The following is a 21,929-nucleotide window of genomic DNA, read 5'->3' as shown; positions in this document are numbered from 1 at the left end:
GGGGAGCCGGCTTACTTCAGGGCGACGATGGCTTCGCCCAGCAGCTTGTCCTCGCCATACTGGTTGGCGCAGCGCAGCGCCACCTTCACGCGCTGCTCGCCATCGGCCTCGAATTTCTCGGTCACCACGCCGGTGCAGGTGGGCTGGTTGCCCAGGTGCGTGATGCCGGTGAAGCGGATGGCCACATTGCGCACCTGCGTCTGCGGCACCCAGCCGGTCAGCAGGCGGCCCAGGTAGGCGGCGGAGAGCATGCCGTGCGCGAACACGTCCGGCATGCGCGCCTTGCGGGCGAAGTCCAGATCGATGTGGATCGGGTTGTGGTCGCCGGAGGCGCCGCAGTACAGCGCCAGCGTGGTGCGGTTGATCGCCGGCAGGGCCAGCGGCGGGAGTTGGTCGCCAACCTTCACATCGTTGAAACGGGGGGCTTGCATGGTCGTTGTCTCCTTAGCCACGGCGTTCCACGAGCGTGCCGCGCATGTCGGCCACGTGCTCGCCACGTTGGTTGGTCACACGCGTCGTGTTGACCACGAAGTGCAGCGCGCCGCCCTTCTTGTCGTACACATCGGTCACGGTGGTTTCGAAATGCAGCGTGTCGCCGGCGTAGGCCATCTGGTGATAGTCGAACGCCTGCTCGGCGTGCAGGATGCGCGCGAGGTCCAGCTTCAGCAGGCCCATGCGGTCCACGCCTGCCGAGACGTCACTGTTCAGGCACATCAGGAAGGTCGGCGGCACCGGCAGCGTGGGATGTCCGGCATCCCGCGCGGCGGCTTCGTCGGTGTAGATCGCATCGGTCTCGCCGATGGCCTTGGCGAAGAAGCGCAGGCGCCCCTTCTCGACCTCTATCGAGCCCTTGCCCAGGCCGAGCCCGATCATGCTCTTGTCTGCCATGTTCTTGTCTCCTCTTCGATTGGACGGTTCAGCCGCGGCCGTAGAGCGTCACCACGCAGGCGCCGCCCAGGCCGAGGTTGTGCTGCAGCGCGAGCTGCACGTTCTCCACCTGGCGCTTGTCGGCCGTGCCGCGCAGTTGGTTGGTCAGTTCGTAGCACTGGGCGAGACCCGTAGCGCCCAGCGGATGGCCCTTGGAGAGCAGGCCGCCCGACGGATTGGTGACGACCTTGCCGCCGTAGGTGTTGTCGCCGTCCATCACCATCTTCTCGGCCTCGCCCACCTTGGCGAACCCGAGCGACTCATAGGTCAGCAGCTCGTTGTGCGCGAAGCAGTCGTGCAGCTCGCAGATCTGGATATCGGACGGGCTCACGCCAGCCTGCTCGTAGACGGCCTTGGCGGCGTTCTGCGCCATGTGGAAGCCCACCAGGCGGATCATCGACGGCGGCGCGAAGCTGTCCGGCACGTCGGTGGTCATCGACTGCGCCAGGATGCGCACGTCGGTACGCAGGTTGTGCTTGCGCGCGAACGCTTCGGTACAGACGATGGCGGCGGCAGCGCCGCACGTCGGCGGGCAGGCCATCGAGCGCGTCATCACGCCCGGCCACATCACCTTCTCGTTCATCACGTCTTCCGGCGTCACCACGTCGCGGAACACAGCGAGCGGGTTGTTGGCGGCGTGACGGCTGGCCTTGGCGCGGATTCGGGCGAAGGTCTCCAGCTTGGTGCCGTACTGCTCCATATGCTCGCGGCCGGCGCCGCCGAACAGCGTCAGCGCGCGCGGTACGCCGGCATCCACGGCGTCCTGGATCAGGTGGCCGCCAATCGCGGTGAAGCCATCGAGCGGACCCTCGCGGTCATCCCACTTGCCCTTCAGCGCGCCCGGCTGCATGAATTCGAAGCCCAGCGCCAGCGCGCATTCCACCGCGCCCGACTCCACGGCCTGGCGCGCCAGGAACAGCGCGCTGGAGCCGGTCGAGCAGTTGTTGTTGACGTTGACGATGGGAATGCCCGTCACGCCCACCTTGTACAGCGCGGCCTGGCCGCAGGTGGAATCGCCATAGACGTAGCCGACGAAGGCCTGCTGGATCTTGTCGTACGGCAGGCCCGCATCCTCGAGCGCCAGCTTCGCCGCCGTGGCGCCCATCACGCTGTACGACTCGCTCTGGCCGGGCTTCTTGAACGGGATCATGCCGACCCCGGCAACCACTGCATGCTTTGACATTGCCTTGTCTCCTCGCTGGTCTTGTTGTGCTTACATCTTGCGCGTGATGAGTTCACGCATGACTTCATTGGATCCGCCATAGACGCGGGCGATGCGCATGTCCACGAACGCCCGGGCGATCGGGTACTCAAGCATGTAGCCGTAGCCGCCGTGCAGCTGCACCATGTCGTCGATGCACTTCCACAGCACCTCCGTCGAGTACAGCTTGGCGATCGCGGCTTCCTCGCCCGAGAGGCCCCGGCGCATGTGCTCGCCGAGGTAGTAGTCCACCATCGTGCGCAGCGCCACGGCATTCGCCTTGATATCGGCGAGCTTGAACTTGGTGTTCTGGAAGTCCCAGATCGTGCCGCCGAAGGCCTTGCGATCCTTCACATACTCGACGGTCTGGGCGAGCAGACGCTCCAGCTTGGAGGCGGCGCCCACGGCGATGATGAAGCGCTCCTGCGCCAGGTCGTGCATCAGGTAGCCGAAGCCCTTGTTGACCTCGCCCAGCAGGTTGCTGGCCGGCACGCGCACGTTGTCGAAGAACAGCTCGGCGGTGTCCTGCGAGTGCATGCCCACCTTGTGGAGCTTGCGGCCCCGGCGGAAGCCCTCGCGGTTGGTCTCCACCATGATCAGGCTCACGCCCTTGGCGCCGGCGGCGGGATCGGTCTTGCAGATCACCATCACCATGTCCGAGATAAAGCCGTTCGAGATGAACGTCTTGCTGCCGTTGATGACCCACTCGTCGCCGTCCCGGACCGCCGTGGTGCGGCAAGCCTTGACGTCGGAGCCGCCGCCGGGCTCGGTGATCGCCACGGCGAGAATGGTCTCGCCGGCGCAGACGCCGGGCAGCCAGCGCCGCTTCTGCTCCTCCGTGCCCAGCCGCGCGATGTAGGGCGCGACGATGTCCGAATGCAGGCCGAAGCTCACGCTGACGCCCACGTCGGCCATTTCCTCGGCGATGATCGCCGCGTGGCCGAAGTCGCCACCGCCACCGCCATACTCTTCCGGCAGGGACGTGCCCAGCAAGCCTTCGCGCCCGGCCTTCAGCCAGGTCTCGCGGTCGACGATGCCGTCGGCCAGCCAGGATTCCTGACGCGGCAGACATTCACGCTCGAGGAAACGGCGCACGGTGGTGCGGAACTGCTCGTGATCTTCACGATAAACATTACGAACGACTTCCACGAAGACTCTCCTGTTCGGAATTGACAAGCGCCTGGCGGCTCCCGGGCTGCCTGCGGTGAGCGAAATGATGCGGGGCCGCATTGCGCACCACCCCTCCCCGAATCGGGTAGTCGCCACCGCCCTGCCCCCCGGCGCCGCGCCCCTCCCCAAACCGGGGAGGCCGCACCCCCCTTCCCCCCCTCCATCATCTCCGTCAGGCCGCGCGTGCCCCCAACGCCGCGCCGACCATAACCAGAAGAGGAGGTGTGCCGTGGAAGTAACCCGTACCGTTTTCCGTGAAGACCACGAAATGCTCCGTGAGAGCGCGCGGCGCTTCTTCGAGCGCGAATGCGCCCCGCGCCAGGCGCAGTGGGACGCGGACGGCCGCGTGGACCGCGAGAGCTGGCTGAAGGCCGGCCGCGAAGGACTGCTCTGCGTGGCCATCCCCACCGAATACGGCGGCGGCGGCGGCGATTTCGGCCACTCGGCGGTCGTGCTCGAGGAAACGCACCGCGCCGGGATCTCGGGTTCGGGGTTTTCCCTGCACTCGGACATCGTCGCGCCCTACATCGCGCGGCTAGGCACCGAGGAACAGAAGCAGCGCTGGCTGCCCGACATCTGCGCCGGCAAGACCATCCTCGCCGTGGCGATCACCGAGCCCGGTGGCGGCTCCGACGTCAAGGCCTGCCGCACCACGGCAGTCCGGGATGGGGACGAGTGGGTCATCAACGGCAGCAAGACGTTCATCTCGAACGGCACGAGCGCCGACATGATCATGGTGATCTGCAAGACCGATCCGGCGGCCGGCGCCAAGGGCGTGAGCCTGATCATGGTGGAGACCAACCGCGCGGGCTTCCGCCGGGGCCGCAAGCTCCACAAGGTGGGCCAGCCCGCCGCGGACACCGCCGAACTGTTCTTCGACAACGTACGCGTGCCGGCCAGCAACCTGCTGGGCGAGGTGAACCAGGGCTTCGGCTACCTGATGCAGGAGCTGGCCCAGGAGCGCCTGATCATCGCGCTCTACGCCGCCGTGGCGCTGGAGCGCCTGCTTGGCATCACGGTGGACTATGTGAAGGAGCGCAAGGCCTTCGGCGGCACGATCTGGGACTTCCAGAACACCCGTTTCAAGCTGGCCGACGCCAAGGCGCATGCCGTGGCCATCCGCACCATGGTCGACTACTACCTCGGCGAGCACCTGCGCCGCAAGCTGACCGTGAACGAGGCGGCCATCGCCAAGATGCACGCCACCGAGACGCTGTGGAAGTGTCTGGACGATATGGTCCAGCTCCATGGCGGCTACGGCTACATGCTCGAGTACCCCATCGCGCGGGCCTTTACCGACTACCGCGTCTCACGCGTGGTGGGCGGCGCCAACGAGGTCATGCGCGACCTGATTGCCCGCAAGCTGTAACGGCGGGCGGCTCCCCCCTATAGAGAGAGGATAGATATGAGCGAGAAAGTCATCATCGGCGGCGTGGGCATGATCCCGTTCGCCAAGCCCGGCGCGAGCGCCAGCTACACCGACATGGGCGCCGAAGCCGTGCGCCGCGCGCTGGCCGATGCCGGCATCGGCTACGAGCTGGTCCAGCAGGCTTATGCGGGGTACGTCTACGGCGACTCCACCTGCGGCCAGACCGCGCTGTACGAGGTGGGCCTGACCGGCATTCCCATCGTCAACGTCAACAACAACTGCTCGACGGGTTCCACCGCGCTGTACCTGGCCCGCCAGGCCGTGGCGCTGGGCGATGCCGACTGCGTGCTGGCGCTCGGCTTCGAGCAGATGCAGGCCGGCGCGCTGAAGTCCCATTGGGACGACCGCCCGCCCACGCGCGCGCGTTTCCAGCCGATCCTGAAGAAGCTGACCGAGGACGTCACGGACATTCCCCAGGCCCTGCGCAGCTTCGGCGGCGCGGGCCGCGAGCACATGCAGCGCTACGGCACGCGCATGGAGACCTTTGCCGCCATCCGCGCCAAGGCCAGCCGCCACGCCGCCAACAACCCGCTGGCGCTGTTCCGCAACGTGCTGACCACCGAAGACGTGATGAACGACAAGGTGATGTGGCCCGGCGTGATGACCCGCCTGATGGCCTGCCCGCCGACGTGCGGCGCCGCCGCCGCGCTGATCGTCTCGGAGCGCTTTGCCCGCAAGCACAACCTGCGTTCGGATGTGGTCATCGTGGCCCAGTCGATGACGACGGACCCGGTGGAATCGTTCGATCCGCCCTCGATGATCAGCTACGTCGGCGGCCATATGGCCCGCGCCGCCGCCAAGCAGGTGTACGAGCGTGCCGGCATCGGCCCGCAGGACATCGACGTATGCGAGTTGCACGACTGCTTCGCCCAGAACGAGCTGCTGAGCTACGAGGCGCTCGGCTTCTGCCCCACCGGCGAGGGCGAGAAGTTCGTGATGGACGGCGACAACACCTATGGCGGCAAGGTCGTGACCAACCCGTCCGGCGGCCTGCTGTCGAAGGGGCACCCGCTCGGCGCCACCGGGCTGGCCCAGTGCTACGAACTGACCCACCAGCTACGCGGCACGGCCGACAAGCGCCAGGTGGAAGGCGCGCGCCTGGCCCTGCAACACAACCTCGGTCTTGGCGGTGCGTGCGTGGTCACGCTCTACGGCAAGAACTGACGCTACCCATCTACAAGAGAAAAGAGGAGTCACACCATGAGCAGGAAACTGGAAGGCAAGGTCGCCATCGTCACCGGTGCGGGACGCGGCATCGGCCGCTGCATCGCGCTGAAATTCGCCAATGAGGGCGCCAGCGTGGTCGTCAACGACCTCGACGCCGCCCCGGCCAACGAAGTCGTGGCGGAGATCCGCGCCGCCGGCGGCCAGGCGTTGGCCTTTCCGTGCAACGTCACGGCGCCGGACTTCGGCGACCGCCTCGTCAAGGCCACGCTGGAATCGTTCGGCGGCATCGACATCATCGTCAACAACGCCGGCTACACCTGGGACAACGTGATCCAGAAGATGAGCGACGAGCAGTGGGACGCGATTCTTGACTGCCACCTCAAGGCGCCCTTCAACCTGCTGCGCGCCGCCCAGCCCTACTTCCGCGAGGCCAGCAAGGCCGAGGCGGCGGACGGCCGCGAGGTGTTCCGCAAGGTGGTCAATATCTCGTCGACCTCCGGCACGCAGGGCAACGCCGGCCAGGTCAACTACTCGGCCGCCAAGGCCGGCGTGATGGGCATGACCAAGACGTTGGCCCGCGAGTGGGGCCGCATGAAGGTCAACGTGAATTGCGTGGCGTTCGGCTTCATCGCCACGCGCCTGACCGAGCCGACCGCCGAAGAGAAGACCGTCAGCATCGAAGGGCGCGACATCAAGGTCGGCGTGAACCCGGACCGCATCGTGCAGGCCAGCAAGGAAATCGCACTGGGCCGCCCGGGCACGCCCGAGGAAGCCGCCGGTTCGGTCTTCATGTTCTGCATCCCCGAGTCCGACTACGTCACCGGCCAGACCATCATCTGCGGCGGTGGGCGCGGCGGGTTCTGATCCCCTCGCTCCAATGAGAACGGGGCGCATGCCACTGCGGCATGCGCCCCGTTTTTCATTCCCTGCCCCGCGCGCTCAGACCGGGCGGTCGCCGATGATGGTGGCGCGGTTCATATGGCGCGGCGCCGGGAAGTAGTCCTGCACCGCATAGTGCTGCGTGGAGCGGTTGTCCCACAGCGCGATGGTGTCCGGCTCCCACTTCAGGCGCACCTGATACTCGGGCGCGGCGGCCTGGCGGAACAGGTATTGCAGCAGGTCCAGCTCTGCGGGACGGAAATCAGAGCCGATGCGGTACGGCTGCACCTTGCTGAAGTTGTCGAAATGGGTGGTGAAGCCTTCATTGACAAACAGGATCTTCTCGCCAGTCTCCGGATGGGTGCGCACCACCGGATGCACCATCGGCGGATACAGCTTGCGCAGTTCCTCGACCTTGGCGTCGGAGAGGGCCTGGCCGAAGGTCGGCATGGCGTCATGCACGGCGCGCAGTCGGGCGATCTTCGTCTTGATCTCGTCCGGCAGGTTCTCGTACGCCGCCACCATGTTCACCCAGATGGTGTCGCCGCCCACCTCCGGGCAGCTCACGCAGCGCAGCATCGAGCCCATCGACGGCACCTGGCGCCACGTCACGTCGGAGTGGTAGAGGTTTTCGCGGCCACGCGCGCTGCCGTCACGGCCGAACACCACCAGCTCCGGGTGCTCCGGATGGTGCGGGATCATCGGATGGACCTCCAGCTCGCCGAATCGGCGCGCGGCGGCCACGTGCTGCGCCGGCGTGATGTGCTGGTCGCGGAAGAACAGCACCTTGTACAGCAGCAGCGCGCGGCGCAGGGCGAGGTGGGTCTCTTCATCGAGCGGCCGGGCGAAGTCGATGCCGGTGATCTCGGCGCCGATCGTCGGGGTGGAGCGGCGCACGCCAAACGGCCAGGCTTCGGTGTCCTGGGCGGGGGTCCGCGCGGGGGGCGCGTCTTCGGCGACGGCGGTTGCTGCAGGTTGCATGGTTGTCTCCTCGTTTTATCGTCGTGGGAATGCAGCCCCGCGCGGACGTGCGGGGCGGTTTAGCTGTCGAACACGATCACCGAGCGCGCCAGTTCGCCGCGCCGCAGCTCGTCGAAGGCTTCGTTGATCTGCTCGAGCCGCAGGCGGCGTGAAATCATCTGGTCGAGATGGAGCTTGCCCGCCATGTAGAAATCGACGAGGCGCGGCATATCCACCGGAAAGCGGTTGGACCCCATCATCGAGCCCTGGATGCGGCGCTCGTACAGCAGATGGAACGGATCGATCTCCAGCTTGGTGCCCGGCTTGATCATGCCGATGACGGTGGCGGTGCCACCGCGCCGCAGCATGCCGAAGGCCTGCTCGGCAGTGGCTTTCAGGCCGATGCACTCGAAAGCGTGGTGCACGCCCTGCCCGGTCAGCTCCCGCACGGCCGCGACCACGTCGATGTCCTTCGCCTGGATCAGGTCCGTGGCGCCGAACTGCCGCGCCAGTTCCAGCTTGCTGTCGAGCATGTCGATGGCGATGATCCGCCCGGCGCCGGCCAGCGCCGCGCCGTTGATCGCGGCCAGCCCGATGCCGCCGCAGCCGATCACGGCAACCGTCTCGCCGGGCGCCACCTTGGCGGTGTTGACCACCGCGCCGGTGCCCGTGGTGATGGCGCAGCCGATCAGCGCGGCGCGGTCCAGCGGCATGTCGCGCCGGATCGCCACGCAGGCGTGTTCGTGCACCAGCATCTGCTCGGCGAAGGCCGACAGGTTGGCGAACTGCGGCATTGGCTTGTGCTGGTAGGCCAGGCGCGGCTCGTCGCCCTTGGACCGGCGGGTGTCGGGGGACTCGCACAGCGACAGGTGCCCGGTCAGGCAGTGCTCGCAGTGGCCGCAGTAGACCGACAGGCAGGTCACCACGTGGTCGCCCGGCTTGACGGTGCGCACCTCCGAGCCCACCTGCTCGACCACGCCGGCGGCCTCATGGCCCAGCACCACCGGCGCCGGGTGCGGAAACACGCCGTCGACGAAATGGAGGTCGGAATGGCAGACGCCGACGGCGCGGGTGCGAATCAGCACCTCGCGCGGGCCGGGCTTGGCGATGGCGATGTCCTCGATACTGAGGGGTTGGCCGGGACGATGGAATACCGCAGCTTTCATGGCTGAACCTCTAAATGCGATGGGACGGACAAACAGGCGGGCATGCCGAAAGAGATGCCGGAAGGACGCCCGCCCACGGATCTGGACGTTACAGCGGTGCGACGGCGTCACCCCTCCCCGGTACGGGGGGGTGGGGGGTGGCGGTGCAGCGGTACGGCGGAACTACTGGGAAGACGGACGGCTGGCGGACGGCTTGCCGCTGGCGGGCGCATCGGCGGCGAGGTCGCGCAGCAGCGCCACCGCCTCGTCGCGTCCGCTCACGCCCAGTTTCATGAAGATATTCTTGAGGTGCCACTTCACGGTCTCGGGCGAGACTGCCAGCGTGCGCGCCACCATCTTGTTCGACATCGCCTGGGAGATCAAGGTCAGCACCTCGGTCTCGCGCTCGCTCAGGGCCTTGATCGGCGCGGAGCGGCGGGCCGGCGCGGCGGGCGCCTCGCGCTCGCGCCAGCGGCCCGATGCCTCGAGCAGCCGCTTCGTATAAAACGCCAGTACGGGATCGAGCGTGCCTTCGGCCAGCACCGTGCGCAGCAGCGTGACGCCGCCCGAGGTGGCATCGAGCAGGCTGCGCAGCAGGCCCAGCCGGTGGCCCAGGCGCAGCGCCTCGACCAGATGTTCCCGCGCGGCACGGCCATTGCCCCGGCCGTTCTCGGCCACCGCGCATTGCATATGGACGATGGCGCCATGCCGGCCGCGCGACGCCAGCACCGGGCTGGAGAGCATCGGGTGGAGCCGGGCCAGCGCCCCGTCGAAATCATGCCGATGCAGGCACAGGCCGATGCAGGCCAACTGCGCGTGCGCGGCGATCTCCCACACATCGGTCCGGCCCGCGTTGACGGCGGCCAGCTTGCGCACGCGCTCGATGGTCGCCTCGGCCAGATCGGTCTCGCCTTCGCGCAACTGCCAGCGGGAGCGCACGTTGAGCGCCATTACCAGCAGGCGGTCGAGGTTGTTGCGCACCGCGTAGTCCTCCAGGCGGTCCAGGCAGGCCGCGGCCTCCAGCCGCCGGCCAGCCACGCGGTGCGACAGCGACAGCATCAGCAGCGCGCGCAGCGTCGCATCCGGCACCGACACCGTTTCCAGCTGGCCAATCCACCGCTCCAGCAGCGTGCAGACGGCGTCGATCTCGTTGAGTTCGTAGAACGTCTCGCTCAGCAGCACCGCCGCCATGTGGGCCACGCCGACGTACTCGGCGCCAAGCTGGTCGGCCTCGTGCAGCACCTGCCGGAACACGGGCTCGGCCTGGAGCATCCTGCCTTCGATCGACAGGCTCAGGCCGGACAGGCATCGCCCGATCAGGTTGCTGAGCATGCCGCCACCGCCGTGATGCGTGCCATCGGCCAGTATCTGGCGGGCGCGTTCGTACTCGCCCCGATGCATGTGCAGCCAGCCCAGCACGTTGGCGCGCGAGGTCAGCACGAAATCGTCGGCATCGGGCGGGGCGGCTTCGAGTTCGGGCAGCAGGGCCACTGCTGCGCCGATATCGTCGCGCATCAGCGCCATGGCCCCGCGCAGCACGATGACCGCGAAGCGCTCGCGGGCGCCCAGCGCGGCGGCCTGGGCTTCCAGCCGGGGGATGGCCCGCGCGGTGGCGTCCAGCCTGAGCGAGCGCAAATCCACGTGGGCCTGCATCAGCTGCAGCGCGAAGCGCGACTCGATCTGCGCGACGGGCAGCAGGCGCAGCAGGCCACTCAACTGGCGGAAACTACCGCGCGCAAGCAACTCGGGCGCGCAGGTCTGGATCGCGTCGGCCGCCGCGCCGGCCTCGCCGGCCATCACCGCGTGCCGGACCGCCTCCTCCACCTGCCCGCGCTGCTCGAACCAGCGCCACGCCGCCGCGTGCAGCGCATGCTGCCGGGCCTGCGGCATGCGCGCCACGCGCGCCAGCAGCACCTCGCGCAACAGCGGGTGCAGCCGATACCAGCTTTCATGGTCGTGGCCGCTGACCTGGATGATGAACAGGTTGCTGCTGTCCAGCCGCACCAACCGGGTGGTCATGCGCGCCACGGCGCGCGGCTCGCCCACCAGCGTGGCGCACAGCGGCGCGCAGAAGCGGCTGCAGATGGCCACGCAGGTCAGCAGTTCCTGGTCGTCCGTGCCGAGCTGGCGCAGCACCTCGTGCTCGAAATAATCGGCAAAGGCGCTGGCGTCGCGCAGCGTGCTGGTGGAACCGGGGAAGAAGCCCGGCGTGCCGGTGCCGTGCTTGGCCTTGATGTCGAGCGCGAACAGCTGCAGGCCAGCAATCCAGCCATCGGTCAGTTCGTGCAGGCGGCGCGCGTCACGCGGCGAGATCTCGCCGAGCTGGTCGCGCAGGTAGGCTTCGGACTCCTCGGGGCTGAAGCGCAGGTCGCGCAGGTCCAGCGTGGCCACCAGTCCCTGCGAATCGAGCCGCGCCAGCGAGAGCGGCAACGCGGCGCGCGAACAGAGCACGATGTGCAGGTGCGGCGGCGCATAGTCGAACAGCCATTGCAGCATCTGCCAGATGCGGGCGTCCTCTAGGAGGTGCACATCGTCCAGGATCAGCACGAGGTCGCGGGGCTGCGCGGCAATGGCCTCGATCAGCGTGACCACCCAATGCTCGATGGCCGAGGCATCGCTGCCGTCGCCCACCAGCGACGCCGCGTCGCGGACGATGTCGGCATCGATCAAGCCGATGCTGGCGAGCAGGCAATCGAAGAAGCGGGCCGGATCGTCGTCCTCCTCGGACAAGGACAGCCACGCCACCTCGAAGCCGAGCGACACCAGCGACTGACGCCAGCTGACGAGCGCGGACGTCTTGCCGCACCCGGCCGGCCCCTGAACGATTACGCAGCGCTTGTGCCGCGCTTCGAGCAGGCGCGCCGCAAGGGCCTCCCGCGCCAGCGGGCGGCGGGCGGGCCGTGGCGGTACCAGCTTGGTACCGGCGATGGGCTCGAAGTTGCGCGCGGAAGCCTCCGACAATGGCTTCGGCGCCGGGTCATACGAAGACATGTGTGTCGATTGTGCCGGGCTCGTCACCCAGGCAGGATTCTGCGCGATGGGAACCCCGCATTATAGAGACGCGCCAGCACCCGGACCATCGGGGTCAGTCTGTAGGCCGCGCCGCGCCTGGGTTTCCGGCGCGCACGGGGGCCCGGGCCTCCCCAACGTCCACCCGGACCGGGTGGGTCGTGACGCGCAGGCGCCGTGCATGATGGCGTCGGCGGCAGGGATCCCCTTCCCGCCGCAGCGCCAAAAATCACGATGCGCGGCCTGACCGCGCCGACCAGGAGACACGATGTTCAAGAAGACCTGCATGCTCGTACTGGCATGCCTCGCCCAGGCCGCGGCGGCGCAAGCGCCCTACCCCAACCGCCCGATCACCTTCGTCCTGCCGTTCACCCCGGGCGGCGCCGCCGACATTGTCTCGCGCGCGCTGGCCGATGACATGGGCAAGCGCCTCGGCCAGCCGGTCATCGTCGAAAACCGTCCCGGCGCGTCCGGCATGATCGGCACGAATGTGGTGGCCAAGGCACCTGCCGATGGCTACACGGTCAGCATCACACTGACCCAGGCGATCCTGAACAATCAGTTCCTGTATACGAAGCTGCCGTACGACACCCGCAAGGAACTGGCCTTCGTCACCGAGATCTGCACCGCCGGCGTGTTGCTGGTGGCCAGCCCGAACGTGCCGGCCAAGGACATGAAGGAGTTGCTGGACTGGACCGCGCACCACCACGCCAGCTTCGGCTCGTGGGGGGTGGGCTCCTACGGCCATCTGGTCAGCTCGCACCTGGCCCGCACGCGCAAGGCCGACATCACGCACGTAGCCTACAAGGGCGAGGCACCGATGATCCAGGACCTCGTGGGCGGCCAGATCGACCTCGCCTTCGTCTCCGCCTTCGCCGCCAAGCCGTTCGTCGAAACCGGCAAGCTCAAGGTGCTGGCGGTGGCGTCGGACCGCCGCCTGCCCGGCCTGCCCAACGTGCAGACGCTGGCCGAGGCCGGCCTGACCGATCCGGAGTTCCAGGTCACCGGCCGCGTGGTGATGATGGTGCCGGCCAACACGCCCGCCCCGGTCGTCGAAAAGCTGGAAAGTGCTGCACGCGCCGCGATTGCCTCGGAGCCGATCCGCGCCCGCATGCGCGCCATCGCCATGGAGCCGATCGGCAACAGCAGCAAGCAGGCGCTGGCCAACTACGAGGCGATGTACCCGGTGCAACAGCGGCTGGTGATGAGCACGGGCGCCCGGCTGGACTGACCCCGCTACCTACCCGATGCGGGGGGGAGGGGGTGGGAGGGCCTGACCGTAACCTAGGCCCCTCCTTTCATCCAACGGTAGAAACACATGTTGTCTGGCATCAGGATCGTGGAAATCTGCGGTATTGGCCCCGGGCCGTTTTGCGCCATGCATCTGGCAGACCTCGGCGCGGATGTGATCGCGGTGGAACGCAGCCTGCCCGCGGGCACGGGTACGGGCACGCCACCCCCCGCAGGCAACGTGATCAACCGCGGCAAGCGCTCGGTCGTGGCCGACCTCAAGACGCCGGAAGGCCGCGAACTGGTGCTGCGCCTGATCGAGGACGCCGACGCGCTGATCGAAGGCATGCGCCCCGGCGTGATGGAGCGCCTGGGCCTGGGCCCCGATGCCTGCCACGCGCGCAATCCCCGCCTGGTCTACGGCCGGATGACCGGCTGGGGCCAGTCCGGCCCGATGGCGCAGGCCGCCGGGCACGACAACAACTACATCTCGCTGTCGGGCGCGCTGTACTACAACGGCGGGCCGGTCGAGCCGCCCTCCTCCGCTATCACCGTGGTGGGCGACATCGGCGGCGGCGCGCTGTATCTGGCGATTGGCCTGCTGTCCGGCATCCTCAACGCGCGCGCTACCGGCAAGGGCACGGTGGTCGATGCGGCCATCGTCGACGGCTCGGCGCACATGCTGCAACTGCTGCTCGCCACGCAGGCCAAGGGCTTCGTCACCGGCCAGCGCGGCGACAACATCTTCGACAGCTCGCATTTCTACGCCACCTACCGCTGCGCGGACGGGCACTGCATCACGGTCGGGTCGATCGAGCCGCAGTTCTACGCGCTGCTGCTGGAAAAGCTCGGCGTGGCCGAGGATCCGCGCTTCGCACGGCAGTGGGACCGCAAGCGCTGGCCGGAACTGCACCGGCACTTCGCGGAACTGTTCGCCAGCCGCACCCGCGCCGAATGGAGCGCGCTGCTGGAGAACACGGACGTCTGCTTCGGCCCGGTACTGAGCCCCGAGGAAGCGGCCAGGCACCCGCACAACGTGGCGCGTGGCGTCTATGTGGAGAGCGAAGGCCGGCTCCAGGCCGCGCCGGCGCCGCGCTTCGACGGCGAAGCGCGCCAGCCGGGCGCCATCCCGACGCACGGTCAGCATACGGCCGAAATCGCGGCCGGGCTGGCGCAAGGCGCCGCCAGCGTCTGGCGTTCTTCCGCCAAGGTTTGAGCGGAGCGTTGTGATGGCGAGTGCAACCCAACGCGGCGCCGCGCCGCAACCGGCCGGGCGCCTCCAGCCGAAGCTGTCCGCCCTGATCGCGGAGGTGCGCGCGGTGCGCGATGAACTGGACCGCACGCTGGCGCGGCATGGCATGCCCAGCCGCGATGCGGCGGCCTCGCGCGCGCGGCTGCTCGACCAGTGGATCCGGCAGGCGCAAGGCCGGCGGCAACTGGTCTGCCTGGCCTGCGGCGCGGAGCAGGGGCTGCTCCAGCAGGGGCATCTGGAGATCGGCCGGCGCACCGCCGCCGGCACCACGGACCGCGCCCTGCGCGCGCTCTACTGGGCCAGCGTGCAGCGATGGAGCCGCGCGCCGGGCAGCCGTCCGATGCGCGACGACACCCCGGCGACGTCTGTGGCAGCGCCATCGACATCGCCAGCCGTCGCGCCCGACATGTGTGGCGACTGCGACGACCTGCGCCAGGACATCCGCCGCTATACCCCGCATGCCGAACTGGCGCGGGACGGCGTCAACGAGCCGCCCCGGCCCCATGGGGCGGCCGAATGCCGGTATCGCTGCGGCACCTGCGCCACGCAATGGGTGCGGCGCGTGCCCCCGTTCGAACCGTTTGCCGTCTGGGCCGTGGTACCCGCCCGGCATGCGGCCCCGCTGTACCGCTGAAGCTTTCCTGAACAGGCCCTCCATCGCTGGATGTCGGTTCCGGCGATGGCCTTTACTCCGACCTCAGGGTCGGATTTTTTTGGGCGACGTTGGGCAAGACAGCGTGCGAAGGAGGTAAGGGTCTGCACGGATGGGTAGTGCGCAAATGCCACAGTCCGCCCATCGGGAGTGGGCAGGTTTGAAGGGCATCCGCGCTTTACTGTGCGTGCGCCGTGAAAGCGGACGCGCAGCCAGCCAATGCGCTGGTTCCTAGAACGATAAGGAGACCCTCAAGCATGAAACGGAAGTTCATTACCCTGGCAGCGCTGGCCCCGCTCGCGATCACGGCCCATGCGCAGACGAGCGTCACGTTGTATGGCGTGGTCGATGGTTCCATCGAGTACGTCAACCGGGTCGCCGCCTCGGCCGCCACGCCCAACCAGGGCGGCAGCCGCGTCGGCATGCCCTCCGTGGGCGGTCTGTCCGCCTCGCGCTGGGGCCTGCGTGGTGTGGAAGACCTCGGCGCCGGCAACCAGGCGCTGTTCGTGCTCGAAAGTGGCTTCCAGTGGGATAGCGGTTCCCTGCAGGGCGTACCGCTGTTCAATCGCCAGTCGTTCGTCGGCCTGCAGAACGATGCCTTCGGCAAGCTGACCTTCGGCCGCCAGTACACCTCGTTCTTCGAGGGCATGGCCAACTTCGCGCCGATGCGCTTCGCCGCCACGTACGAGCCGGGCATCTGGTGGATGGGCCTGAACTACCGCGAAGACAACATGGCCAAGTACATCGGCAAGTGGGGCCCGATCCAGGCCGCCGCGCACTTCTCGTTCGGCACCGGCGTGGCCGTGCAGAACGCCGCCATCGCCCTGGCCAACGGCGGCGCCGGCGAGGTGCCGGGCAACTTCAAGGACAACACCGGCTACGGCGCCTCGCTGATGTACCTGAACGGCACCGGCCTGGGCCTGGCGATTGCTGCCGACGAATGGCGCCCGGCGGCGCAGGTCGGCGCACCGGGCAAGATGACCAAGCTCGGCGCGGCGGGCCTCTACAACACCGGCCCGTTCAAGTTCACGCTTGGCTATCGCTACAACAAGGGCGAGTTCGCCAGCGGCGCCACGCTGCTGCGTGACGACTACTGGTGGGCGGGCGTGAACTACCAGGCCACGCCGGCCTGGGGCCTCTCGCTGGCCTACTACTACGCGGACGTGAAGGGCGCGCGCGCCACGGCCACGGCGGCCGAGACCAATCCGCCCAATATGCAGCAGGTCACCTTCACCACCACCTACAACTTCAGCAAGCGCACCGACGTCTATATGTCGGTCGGCTACGCCCACAACGGCGGGCTGAGCTTCGACGGCCTGGCCACGGCCTACGCCTTCAAGTACCCGACCATGTCTGGCCAGCAGAACATGGTCGGCGTCACGATCGGCGTGCGCCAGATCTTCTGACCGCCCCCCGGCCACCCGTTCTTGGGGGGGACCCCCACCCCCCCGGGAACGGCATCATCCCTGACAGACCCCCACAGTCCCAAGGATGACGACCATGGCCAACGCCGTACCAGACGCCACCACGCCCCCCTTCCGTACGCTGCGGCATACCCGCAGCATCCTGTGCCGCGGCTACCTGCGCGACGATGGGCGCTACGACATCGAGGCCGAGATGCAGGACATCTCCGCCGTCGCCACCGAGCTGCCGTTCACCGACCTGCCCGCCGGCGGCCACCTGCACCGGATGCACCTGACCATGACCGTCGATGCCGGCATGGTGATCCACCACTTCGCCGCCCGTACCGAGACCGGCCCCACGCCTTACTGCGCCGAGATCAACGCCGCCTACGCCACCCTGATCGGGCTGCGCATCGGCAAGGGCTTTCATCAGGCAGCCCGGCAACGGCTGGCCGGCGTGCGCGGTTGCACGCACCTGACCGACCTGCTCGGCCCGCTGGCCACCACGGCGATGCAGACCATGATGTCGATCCAGCGCGAGGAAACGCCCTGGCACACCAAGCTCCACGGCAGCACCCCGCTGCCCCAGCCCTGGGTGCTGGATACCTGCCACGCCTACCGCCTGGACGGCGAGGCCGCCCAGGTTATCTGGCCGATGCACCGCCGGGCAGCGCCGGTTCGCGAGTCCACGCCGCAAGAGTGATCGTCCATCCACATATAGTGCGGATTTCGCCACATCGCTCGCTTGCAATGAAGTTGTTATAATCGCCCGACTTCAAAAAACTCCGAATCCGCGCCCCGCCCGCGGCTCCGTCCGCACAGCGCCATCCCGCAGTTTCCATGGCAGTCCACCGGACGGCGTCTGACAGGCCCCGCGGACCCGACAAGCGTGCCGAGGAAACCCGTGGCCGGTACTGAAATCGCAACGCCAGGCGCCCCGCTCGCGGGAGCCGCCGTGTCATCGGGCAGCTCGTTCCACACGGCCATGCGCATCCTGCCCGCCTCCCAGCGGCAGGCCATGTTCGAGATCTACGCGTTTTGCCGCGCCGTGGACGATATTGCCGATGGCGACACCCAGCACGCCGACCGTCTGGCCGCGCTCGATCAATGGCGCGCGGACATCGCCGCCTGCTACGCCGGCCGGGCGCCCGCCGCACTTGAGCCGCTGAATGTGCAGATTCAGGCATTCAACCTCCAGCAGCAAGACTTCTGCGACGTCATCGACGGCATGATCATGGACGTCGTGTCGACCATCGTCGCGCCGGACGCCGCCACGCTGGACACCTATTGCGACCGCGTGGCCAGCGCCGTGGGCCGGCTGGCCGTACGCGTGTTCGGCATCGACGAAGCACCCGGCATTGCGCTGGCGCACCATTTGGGCCGCGCGCTGCAGCTGACTAATATCCTGCGCGATATCGACGAGGACGCCGGCATCGGCCGCCTGTACCTGCCCGCCGAGGCGCTGGCCGCCGCCGGCATCCCGATCGGCACGCCGCACGCGGTGATCCATCACCCCGCCATCGGCACGGTCTGCCAGGGCCTGGCGCGGGAAGCGCAGGCTCACTACGACGCCTCCGCCGCCATCATGGCGCGCTGCCCGGCGCGCGTGGTGCGCTCGCCGCGCATCATGTTCGAGGTCTACCACGGCATTCTCACGCGCCTGCTGGCGCGTGGCTGGCAGCCGCCGCGCACGCGTGTGCGCGTGCCCAAGGCCAAGCTCGTGTGGATCCTGCTCCGGCATGCCATTGCCTGACCCGACACACCTAATATGGAAGAGGATGGGCCGCCGCCCGGCGCGCCATCCGCAGAGAGAGAAGTGCCCCCAGAATTGATGAACCAGGCCGCAACGATCACCCGCCCCGAATTCGCCACCACCGACGCGCTGGCTGCCAGCGTGAACCGGCTCGCCCAGCCTGCCCTGCCGGACCCGCTCGACGCCGGCATCGCTCATGCCGTGGATACCCTGCTCGCCCAGCAACAGGCCGATGGCCACTGGGTCTATGAGCTGGAAGCCGACGCCACCATCCCGGCCGAATACATCCTGATGGTGCATTACCTCGGCGAGCAGGCCGACCCGGTGCTCGAGGGCAAGATCGCCAACTACCTGCGCCGCATCCAGAACGCCGATGGCGGCTGGCCGCTGTTCCACGCGGGCGCCTCCGACATCAGCGCCAGCGTGAAGGGCTACTTCGCGCTCAAGATGGCCGGGGACGACCCCGAGGCCGCGCACATGCGCCGCGCCCGCGCCGCCATCCACGGGATGGGCGGCGCCGAGGCGAGCAACGTCTTCACGCGCACCCTGCTGGCCCTGTACGGCGTGATGCCGTGGCAGGCCGTGCCGATGATGCCCGTGGAAATCATGCTGCTGCCGCAGTGGTTCCCGTTCCATCTCTCCAAGGTCTCGTACTGGGCGCGCACGGTGATCGTGCCGCTGCTGGTGCTGAACAGCCTGCGTCCGCGGGCGCGCAACCCGCGCAAGATCGGCATCGACGAACTGTTCCTGCGCCCGGCCCAGTCCACCCGGCTGCCGGCGCGCGCGCCGCACCAGAGCCCGCTCTGGGTGGGCGTGTTCCGCGCGCTGGACGCCGTGGTGCGCGTGGCCGAGCCGCTGTTCCCGCGCAGCCTGCGCGCGCGGGCCATCGAGCGCGCCCGCACGTTCACCGTGGAGCGCCTGAACGGCGAAGACGGCCTCGGCGCCATCTTCCCGGCAATGGTCAACTCGGTGCTGATGTTCGACGTGCTCGGCGTGCCCGAGAGCGACCCGAACCGCGCCATCGCGCGCCGCTCGATCGACAAGCTGCTGGTCGTCCGCGACGATGAAGCCTATTGCCAGCCCTGCCTGTCGCCGGTCTGGGACACTTCGCTGGCCAGCCACGCGCTGCTGGAAGTGGGCGAGCCGCGCGCCATCGCCGCCGCCGTGCGCGGCCTGGACTGGCTGGTGCCGCTGCAGGAACTCGACCTCAAGGGCGACTGGATCGTGCGCCGCCCGGACGTGCGGCCCGGCGGCTGGGCCTTCCAGTACGCCAATGCCCACTATCCGGACGTGGACGACACCGCCGTGGTGGCCGCCGCGATGGACCGCGCCGACAAGGGCGACCGGACCGACCGCTACAAGACCGCCGTGGCGCGTGCCTGCGAGTGGGTCGTCGGCATGCAGAGCAGCAACGGTGGCTGGGGCGCCTTCGAGCCCGAGAACACCCATCTCTACCTGAACAACATCCCGTTCGCCGACCACGGCGCGCTGCTGGACCCGCCCACGGCCGATGTCTCGGCGCGCTGCCTGGCCATGCTCTGCCAGCTCGGCCAGATGCCGGCCAACAGCGAGCCCGCCGCGCGCGCGCTGCGCTACCTGCTGGACGAGCAGGAAGCGGACGGCAGCTGGTTCGGCCGCTGGGGCACCAACTATATCTATGGCACGTGGAGCGCGCTGTGCGGCCTGAACGCCGCCGGCATCGGCGCCAACGCGCCCGAAGTGCAGCGCGCGGCCAAGTGGCTGCTGTCGATCCAGAACCCGGACGGCGGCTGGGGCGAGTCGGGCGACAGCTACAAGATCGCCTATCGCGGCTACGAGCGCGCGCCGAGCACGGCCTCGCAGACCGCCTGGGCCATGCTGGGCCTGATGGCAGCCGGCGCCGGCGACCATCCGGCGGTGGTGCGCGGCGTGGAATTCCTGCTGCGCACGCAGGCCAGCCATGGTTTCTGGGACGAGCCGTATTTCACGGCCGTGGGCTTCCCGCGCGTGTTCTACCTGCGCTACCACGGCTATGCACGCTTCTTCCCGCTGTGGGCGCTGGCGCGCTTCCGCAACCTGCTGCGCGAGGGTAACCACGCCGTGGCGTGGGGCCTGTGAGCCCCGCCCACGCCCCGGTGCTGGCGGTGAGCGGCATGCGCTTCGAGGCGCAGATCGCAGCCGGCCCCGGTATCGAAACGCTGTACGGCCGCCGTGACGCCGCGCTGGCGCGGGCCCTCGACCAGGCATTGAAGCATGGCCGCGCGGGCGGCTTCGCGGGGGTGATCAGCTTTGGCGTGGCGGGCGGGCTCGACCCGACGCTGCCGCCGGGCACGGTCATCGTGGCCACCGGCGTGCGCGCGGGCGCCGAATCGTTCCGCACCGACCCGTTCTGGAGCGCCGCCCTACGCCGCGCGCTGCCGCAGGCGGTGCCCGGCCTGCTGGCCGGCGCCGACACCGCCGTGACCACCGTGGCGGACAAGGCCGCGCTGCATGGCCTGCACGGCGCGCTGGCGGTAGACATGGAATCGCACATCGCCGCCCGCATAGCCCGCGCGCACGGCCTGCCCTTCACCGCGCTGCGCGTGGTGGTGGACCCGGCCGACCGCCCCGTGCCACCGCTGGCCGTGGCCGGCATGGGCGCCGATGGCAGCACCGATATCGGCGCCATCCTCATCGGCCTGCTCAAGGCCCCCCATCACCTGCCCGGCCTGCTGCGCCTGGGCCAGGACGCCGCGGCAGCCCGCCGCGCGCTGCAAGCCGCCCGCCGGGCGCTGGGCGAGGAATTCGGCTTGCCGGCTTCCGCGGTCGCCTAGTCGATTCGCGGCTTCTAGCACACGCAATGTGGTTGCCACATAAGACAAGTCTCAATGTGGCGTGACGGTCGATCCTGGACAAGGAACGGCTGAATTCACCGTCAAAGGCATTCCCCCTTCCAAAGAAGAGCGTTTATCTTGCAGCGCGCAAGGCGTAATGCCTTGCTGTCTGCGGATACCTCGCACACGCGAACCTTGGGGATTTGACGTCTATGGCCATCGAAAAGAAGTGCAACTATTGCGACAAGCGTGGCCTGCTCATCCTGCCCGTGCGTTATGCCGTCGCACCCATCGACATGGGCCTGCCGGCGGTGACCGCGCCACTGAAGGTGGAAGATTCCGCCCGTAGCGTCGGCAAAGGCCAGAAGCAGGACCTGACGCTGCATGGCAGCGCCCGCTACACCACCCGCCTGCTGCGCTGCGGCTATCTGTACGTGTACGACGAAAAGCGCGATTGGATGACGGGGTACTGGATCACGGAGGAGGGCTACTACACGAGCTTTCCTGCGGAGGCCGGCATAACGGAAAGCTCGAGGTCGCTCAAGCCCTGCAGTGACGCCGTCCACGTGGAACTGGCTGGCTGCATCGGCATCGCCGATGCTACGCAGGCTGGCATTGTCTGGTTTGGCTACTCCGACGTGCAATGGACGCGGACCGTCATGGACGCGCACCGAGGAGCCGCCGGCAAGCCGCTGCGCGAACTGCACATGCGTCCGTTTGACGCCGGCGCGTGGGCCAAAGCGCATCAGATCACACCGGGCAAGCCGCCCGGCAATGGCCGGGGCAACACGCCCCATGCGGTGCCGATCGACGCCCTGGCCACCACCGTGGCCGACTACGTAACTGTCGCAAGATCGGCGCCGGTCGGGCCCCGCGCCTTCATGCCGCCTTCCGCGCCGAACTTTGGTGGACGCGTAGGGCGGACCGATGCCACCCAATCAGCCTGCCGCCGCCGCAGCC

The 21,929-nt window shown here is 68.5% G+C and carries 19 protein-coding genes; 12 read left to right on the top strand and 7 right to left on the bottom strand.

Translation table 11 applies throughout. The features are described 5' to 3' along the window. Positions 1-11 precede the first annotated feature (11 nt). Genes AC1EJR_RS16300 through AC1EJR_RS16285 form a run of 4 tightly spaced genes read right to left on the bottom strand, consistent with a single transcriptional unit; the run spans position 12 to position 3,277 of the window. Complete coding sequence (locus tag AC1EJR_RS16300) at positions 12-431, bottom strand: MaoC family dehydratase (RefSeq protein WP_092297051.1); 420 nt, start codon at positions 429-431, stop codon at positions 12-14. 13 nt (positions 432-444) lie between these two features. Continuing rightward, the gene (locus tag AC1EJR_RS16295) at positions 445-888 is read right to left on the bottom strand and encodes a MaoC family dehydratase N-terminal domain-containing protein (RefSeq protein WP_092297048.1); all 444 of its coding nucleotides are present in this window, start codon (positions 886-888) and stop codon (positions 445-447) included. Between the two features lie 28 nt (positions 889-916). Next, a complete protein-coding gene (locus tag AC1EJR_RS16290; protein WP_477113399.1) occupies positions 917-2,110 on the bottom strand; it encodes a lipid-transfer protein in 1,194 nt (397 codons plus the stop codon). A gap of 30 nt (positions 2,111-2,140) precedes the next feature. Then, on the bottom strand, positions 2,141-3,277 hold the full coding sequence (locus AC1EJR_RS16285; RefSeq protein WP_477113398.1) for an acyl-CoA dehydrogenase family protein: 1,137 nt from the start codon (positions 3,275-3,277) through the stop codon (positions 2,141-2,143). Positions 3,278-3,527: 250 nt separating this feature from the next. Here AC1EJR_RS16285 and AC1EJR_RS16280 point away from each other — a divergent pair, with 250 nt between their 5' ends. Genes AC1EJR_RS16280 through AC1EJR_RS16270 form a run of 3 tightly spaced genes read left to right on the top strand, consistent with a single transcriptional unit; the run spans position 3,528 to position 6,758 of the window. Beyond that, a complete protein-coding gene (locus AC1EJR_RS16280) occupies positions 3,528-4,667 on the top strand; it encodes an acyl-CoA dehydrogenase family protein (protein WP_477107974.1) in 1,140 nt (379 codons plus the stop codon). 36 nt (positions 4,668-4,703) lie between these two features. Next, positions 4,704-5,891, top strand: coding sequence for a lipid-transfer protein (locus tag AC1EJR_RS16275; protein WP_092297037.1), 1,188 nt, complete (start codon positions 4,704-4,706; stop codon positions 5,889-5,891). 36 nt (positions 5,892-5,927) lie between these two features. Next, the gene (locus AC1EJR_RS16270; protein ID WP_092297035.1) at positions 5,928-6,758 is read left to right on the top strand and encodes an SDR family NAD(P)-dependent oxidoreductase; all 831 of its coding nucleotides are present in this window, start codon (positions 5,928-5,930) and stop codon (positions 6,756-6,758) included. 75 nt (positions 6,759-6,833) lie between these two features. Here AC1EJR_RS16270 and AC1EJR_RS16265 read toward each other — a convergent pair whose 3' ends face one another. The 3 genes from AC1EJR_RS16265 to AC1EJR_RS16255 form a co-directional block, all read right to left on the bottom strand. Further along, complete coding sequence (locus AC1EJR_RS16265; protein ID WP_441592873.1) at positions 6,834-7,754, bottom strand: TauD/TfdA dioxygenase family protein; 921 nt, start codon at positions 7,752-7,754, stop codon at positions 6,834-6,836. Positions 7,755-7,813: 59 nt separating this feature from the next. Beyond that, complete coding sequence (locus tag AC1EJR_RS16260; RefSeq protein ID WP_092297031.1) at positions 7,814-8,899, bottom strand: Zn-dependent alcohol dehydrogenase; 1,086 nt, start codon at positions 8,897-8,899, stop codon at positions 7,814-7,816. A 162-nt stretch (positions 8,900-9,061) separates the two neighbouring features. Next, positions 9,062-11,869 (bottom strand): winged helix-turn-helix domain-containing protein, encoded by a 2,808-nt coding sequence (locus AC1EJR_RS16255; protein ID WP_441592872.1) that lies wholly within the window; start codon positions 11,867-11,869, stop codon positions 9,062-9,064. A 286-nt stretch (positions 11,870-12,155) separates the two neighbouring features. Here AC1EJR_RS16255 and AC1EJR_RS16250 point away from each other — a divergent pair, with 286 nt between their 5' ends. From AC1EJR_RS16250 to AC1EJR_RS16210, 9 genes are all read left to right on the top strand, one after another. Then, positions 12,156-13,118 (top strand): tripartite tricarboxylate transporter substrate binding protein, encoded by a 963-nt coding sequence (locus AC1EJR_RS16250; RefSeq protein WP_092297028.1) that lies wholly within the window; start codon positions 12,156-12,158, stop codon positions 13,116-13,118. Between the two features lie 87 nt (positions 13,119-13,205). Next, entirely contained in the window at positions 13,206-14,333 is a 1,128-nt protein-coding gene (locus AC1EJR_RS16245) for a CaiB/BaiF CoA transferase family protein (RefSeq protein ID WP_477105642.1), read from the top strand. 13 nt (positions 14,334-14,346) lie between these two features. Beyond that, a complete protein-coding gene (locus AC1EJR_RS16240) occupies positions 14,347-15,003 on the top strand; it encodes a hypothetical protein (RefSeq protein WP_092297023.1) in 657 nt (218 codons plus the stop codon). Positions 15,004-15,278: 275 nt separating this feature from the next. Beyond that, entirely contained in the window at positions 15,279-16,427 is a 1,149-nt protein-coding gene (locus AC1EJR_RS16235; protein ID WP_092297020.1) for a porin, read from the top strand. 94 nt (positions 16,428-16,521) lie between these two features. Continuing rightward, positions 16,522-17,127 carry a DUF2889 domain-containing protein gene (locus AC1EJR_RS16230; protein ID WP_092297429.1) on the top strand — a complete coding sequence of 202 codons (606 nt, stop codon included), beginning with the start codon at positions 16,522-16,524 and terminating at the stop codon, positions 17,125-17,127. Between the two features lie 201 nt (positions 17,128-17,328). Next, positions 17,329-18,177, top strand: a complete 849-nt coding sequence (gene hpnD / locus AC1EJR_RS16225) for a presqualene diphosphate synthase HpnD (protein WP_092297016.1) — start codon at positions 17,329-17,331, stop codon at positions 18,175-18,177. Positions 18,178-18,255: 78 nt separating this feature from the next. After that, positions 18,256-20,274 (top strand): squalene--hopene cyclase, encoded by a 2,019-nt coding sequence (gene shc, locus AC1EJR_RS16220; protein WP_441644298.1) that lies wholly within the window; start codon positions 18,256-18,258, stop codon positions 20,272-20,274. Further along, positions 20,271-20,969, top strand: coding sequence for a phosphorylase (locus AC1EJR_RS16215; RefSeq protein WP_477110418.1), 699 nt, complete (start codon positions 20,271-20,273; stop codon positions 20,967-20,969). Before shc ends, AC1EJR_RS16215 begins: the two co-directional genes overlap by 4 nt. A 212-nt stretch (positions 20,970-21,181) precedes the next feature. Further along, the coding region (locus AC1EJR_RS16210) for a toxin VasX (RefSeq protein ID WP_477147303.1) at positions 21,182-21,929 on the top strand (748 nt) is incomplete at its 3' end.

Source organism: Cupriavidus sp. 05T42 (genome assembly GCF_056396345.1).
The sequence above is the reverse complement of the archived record's forward strand: the minus strand, read 5'-3'. Positions and strand labels throughout refer to the sequence as shown.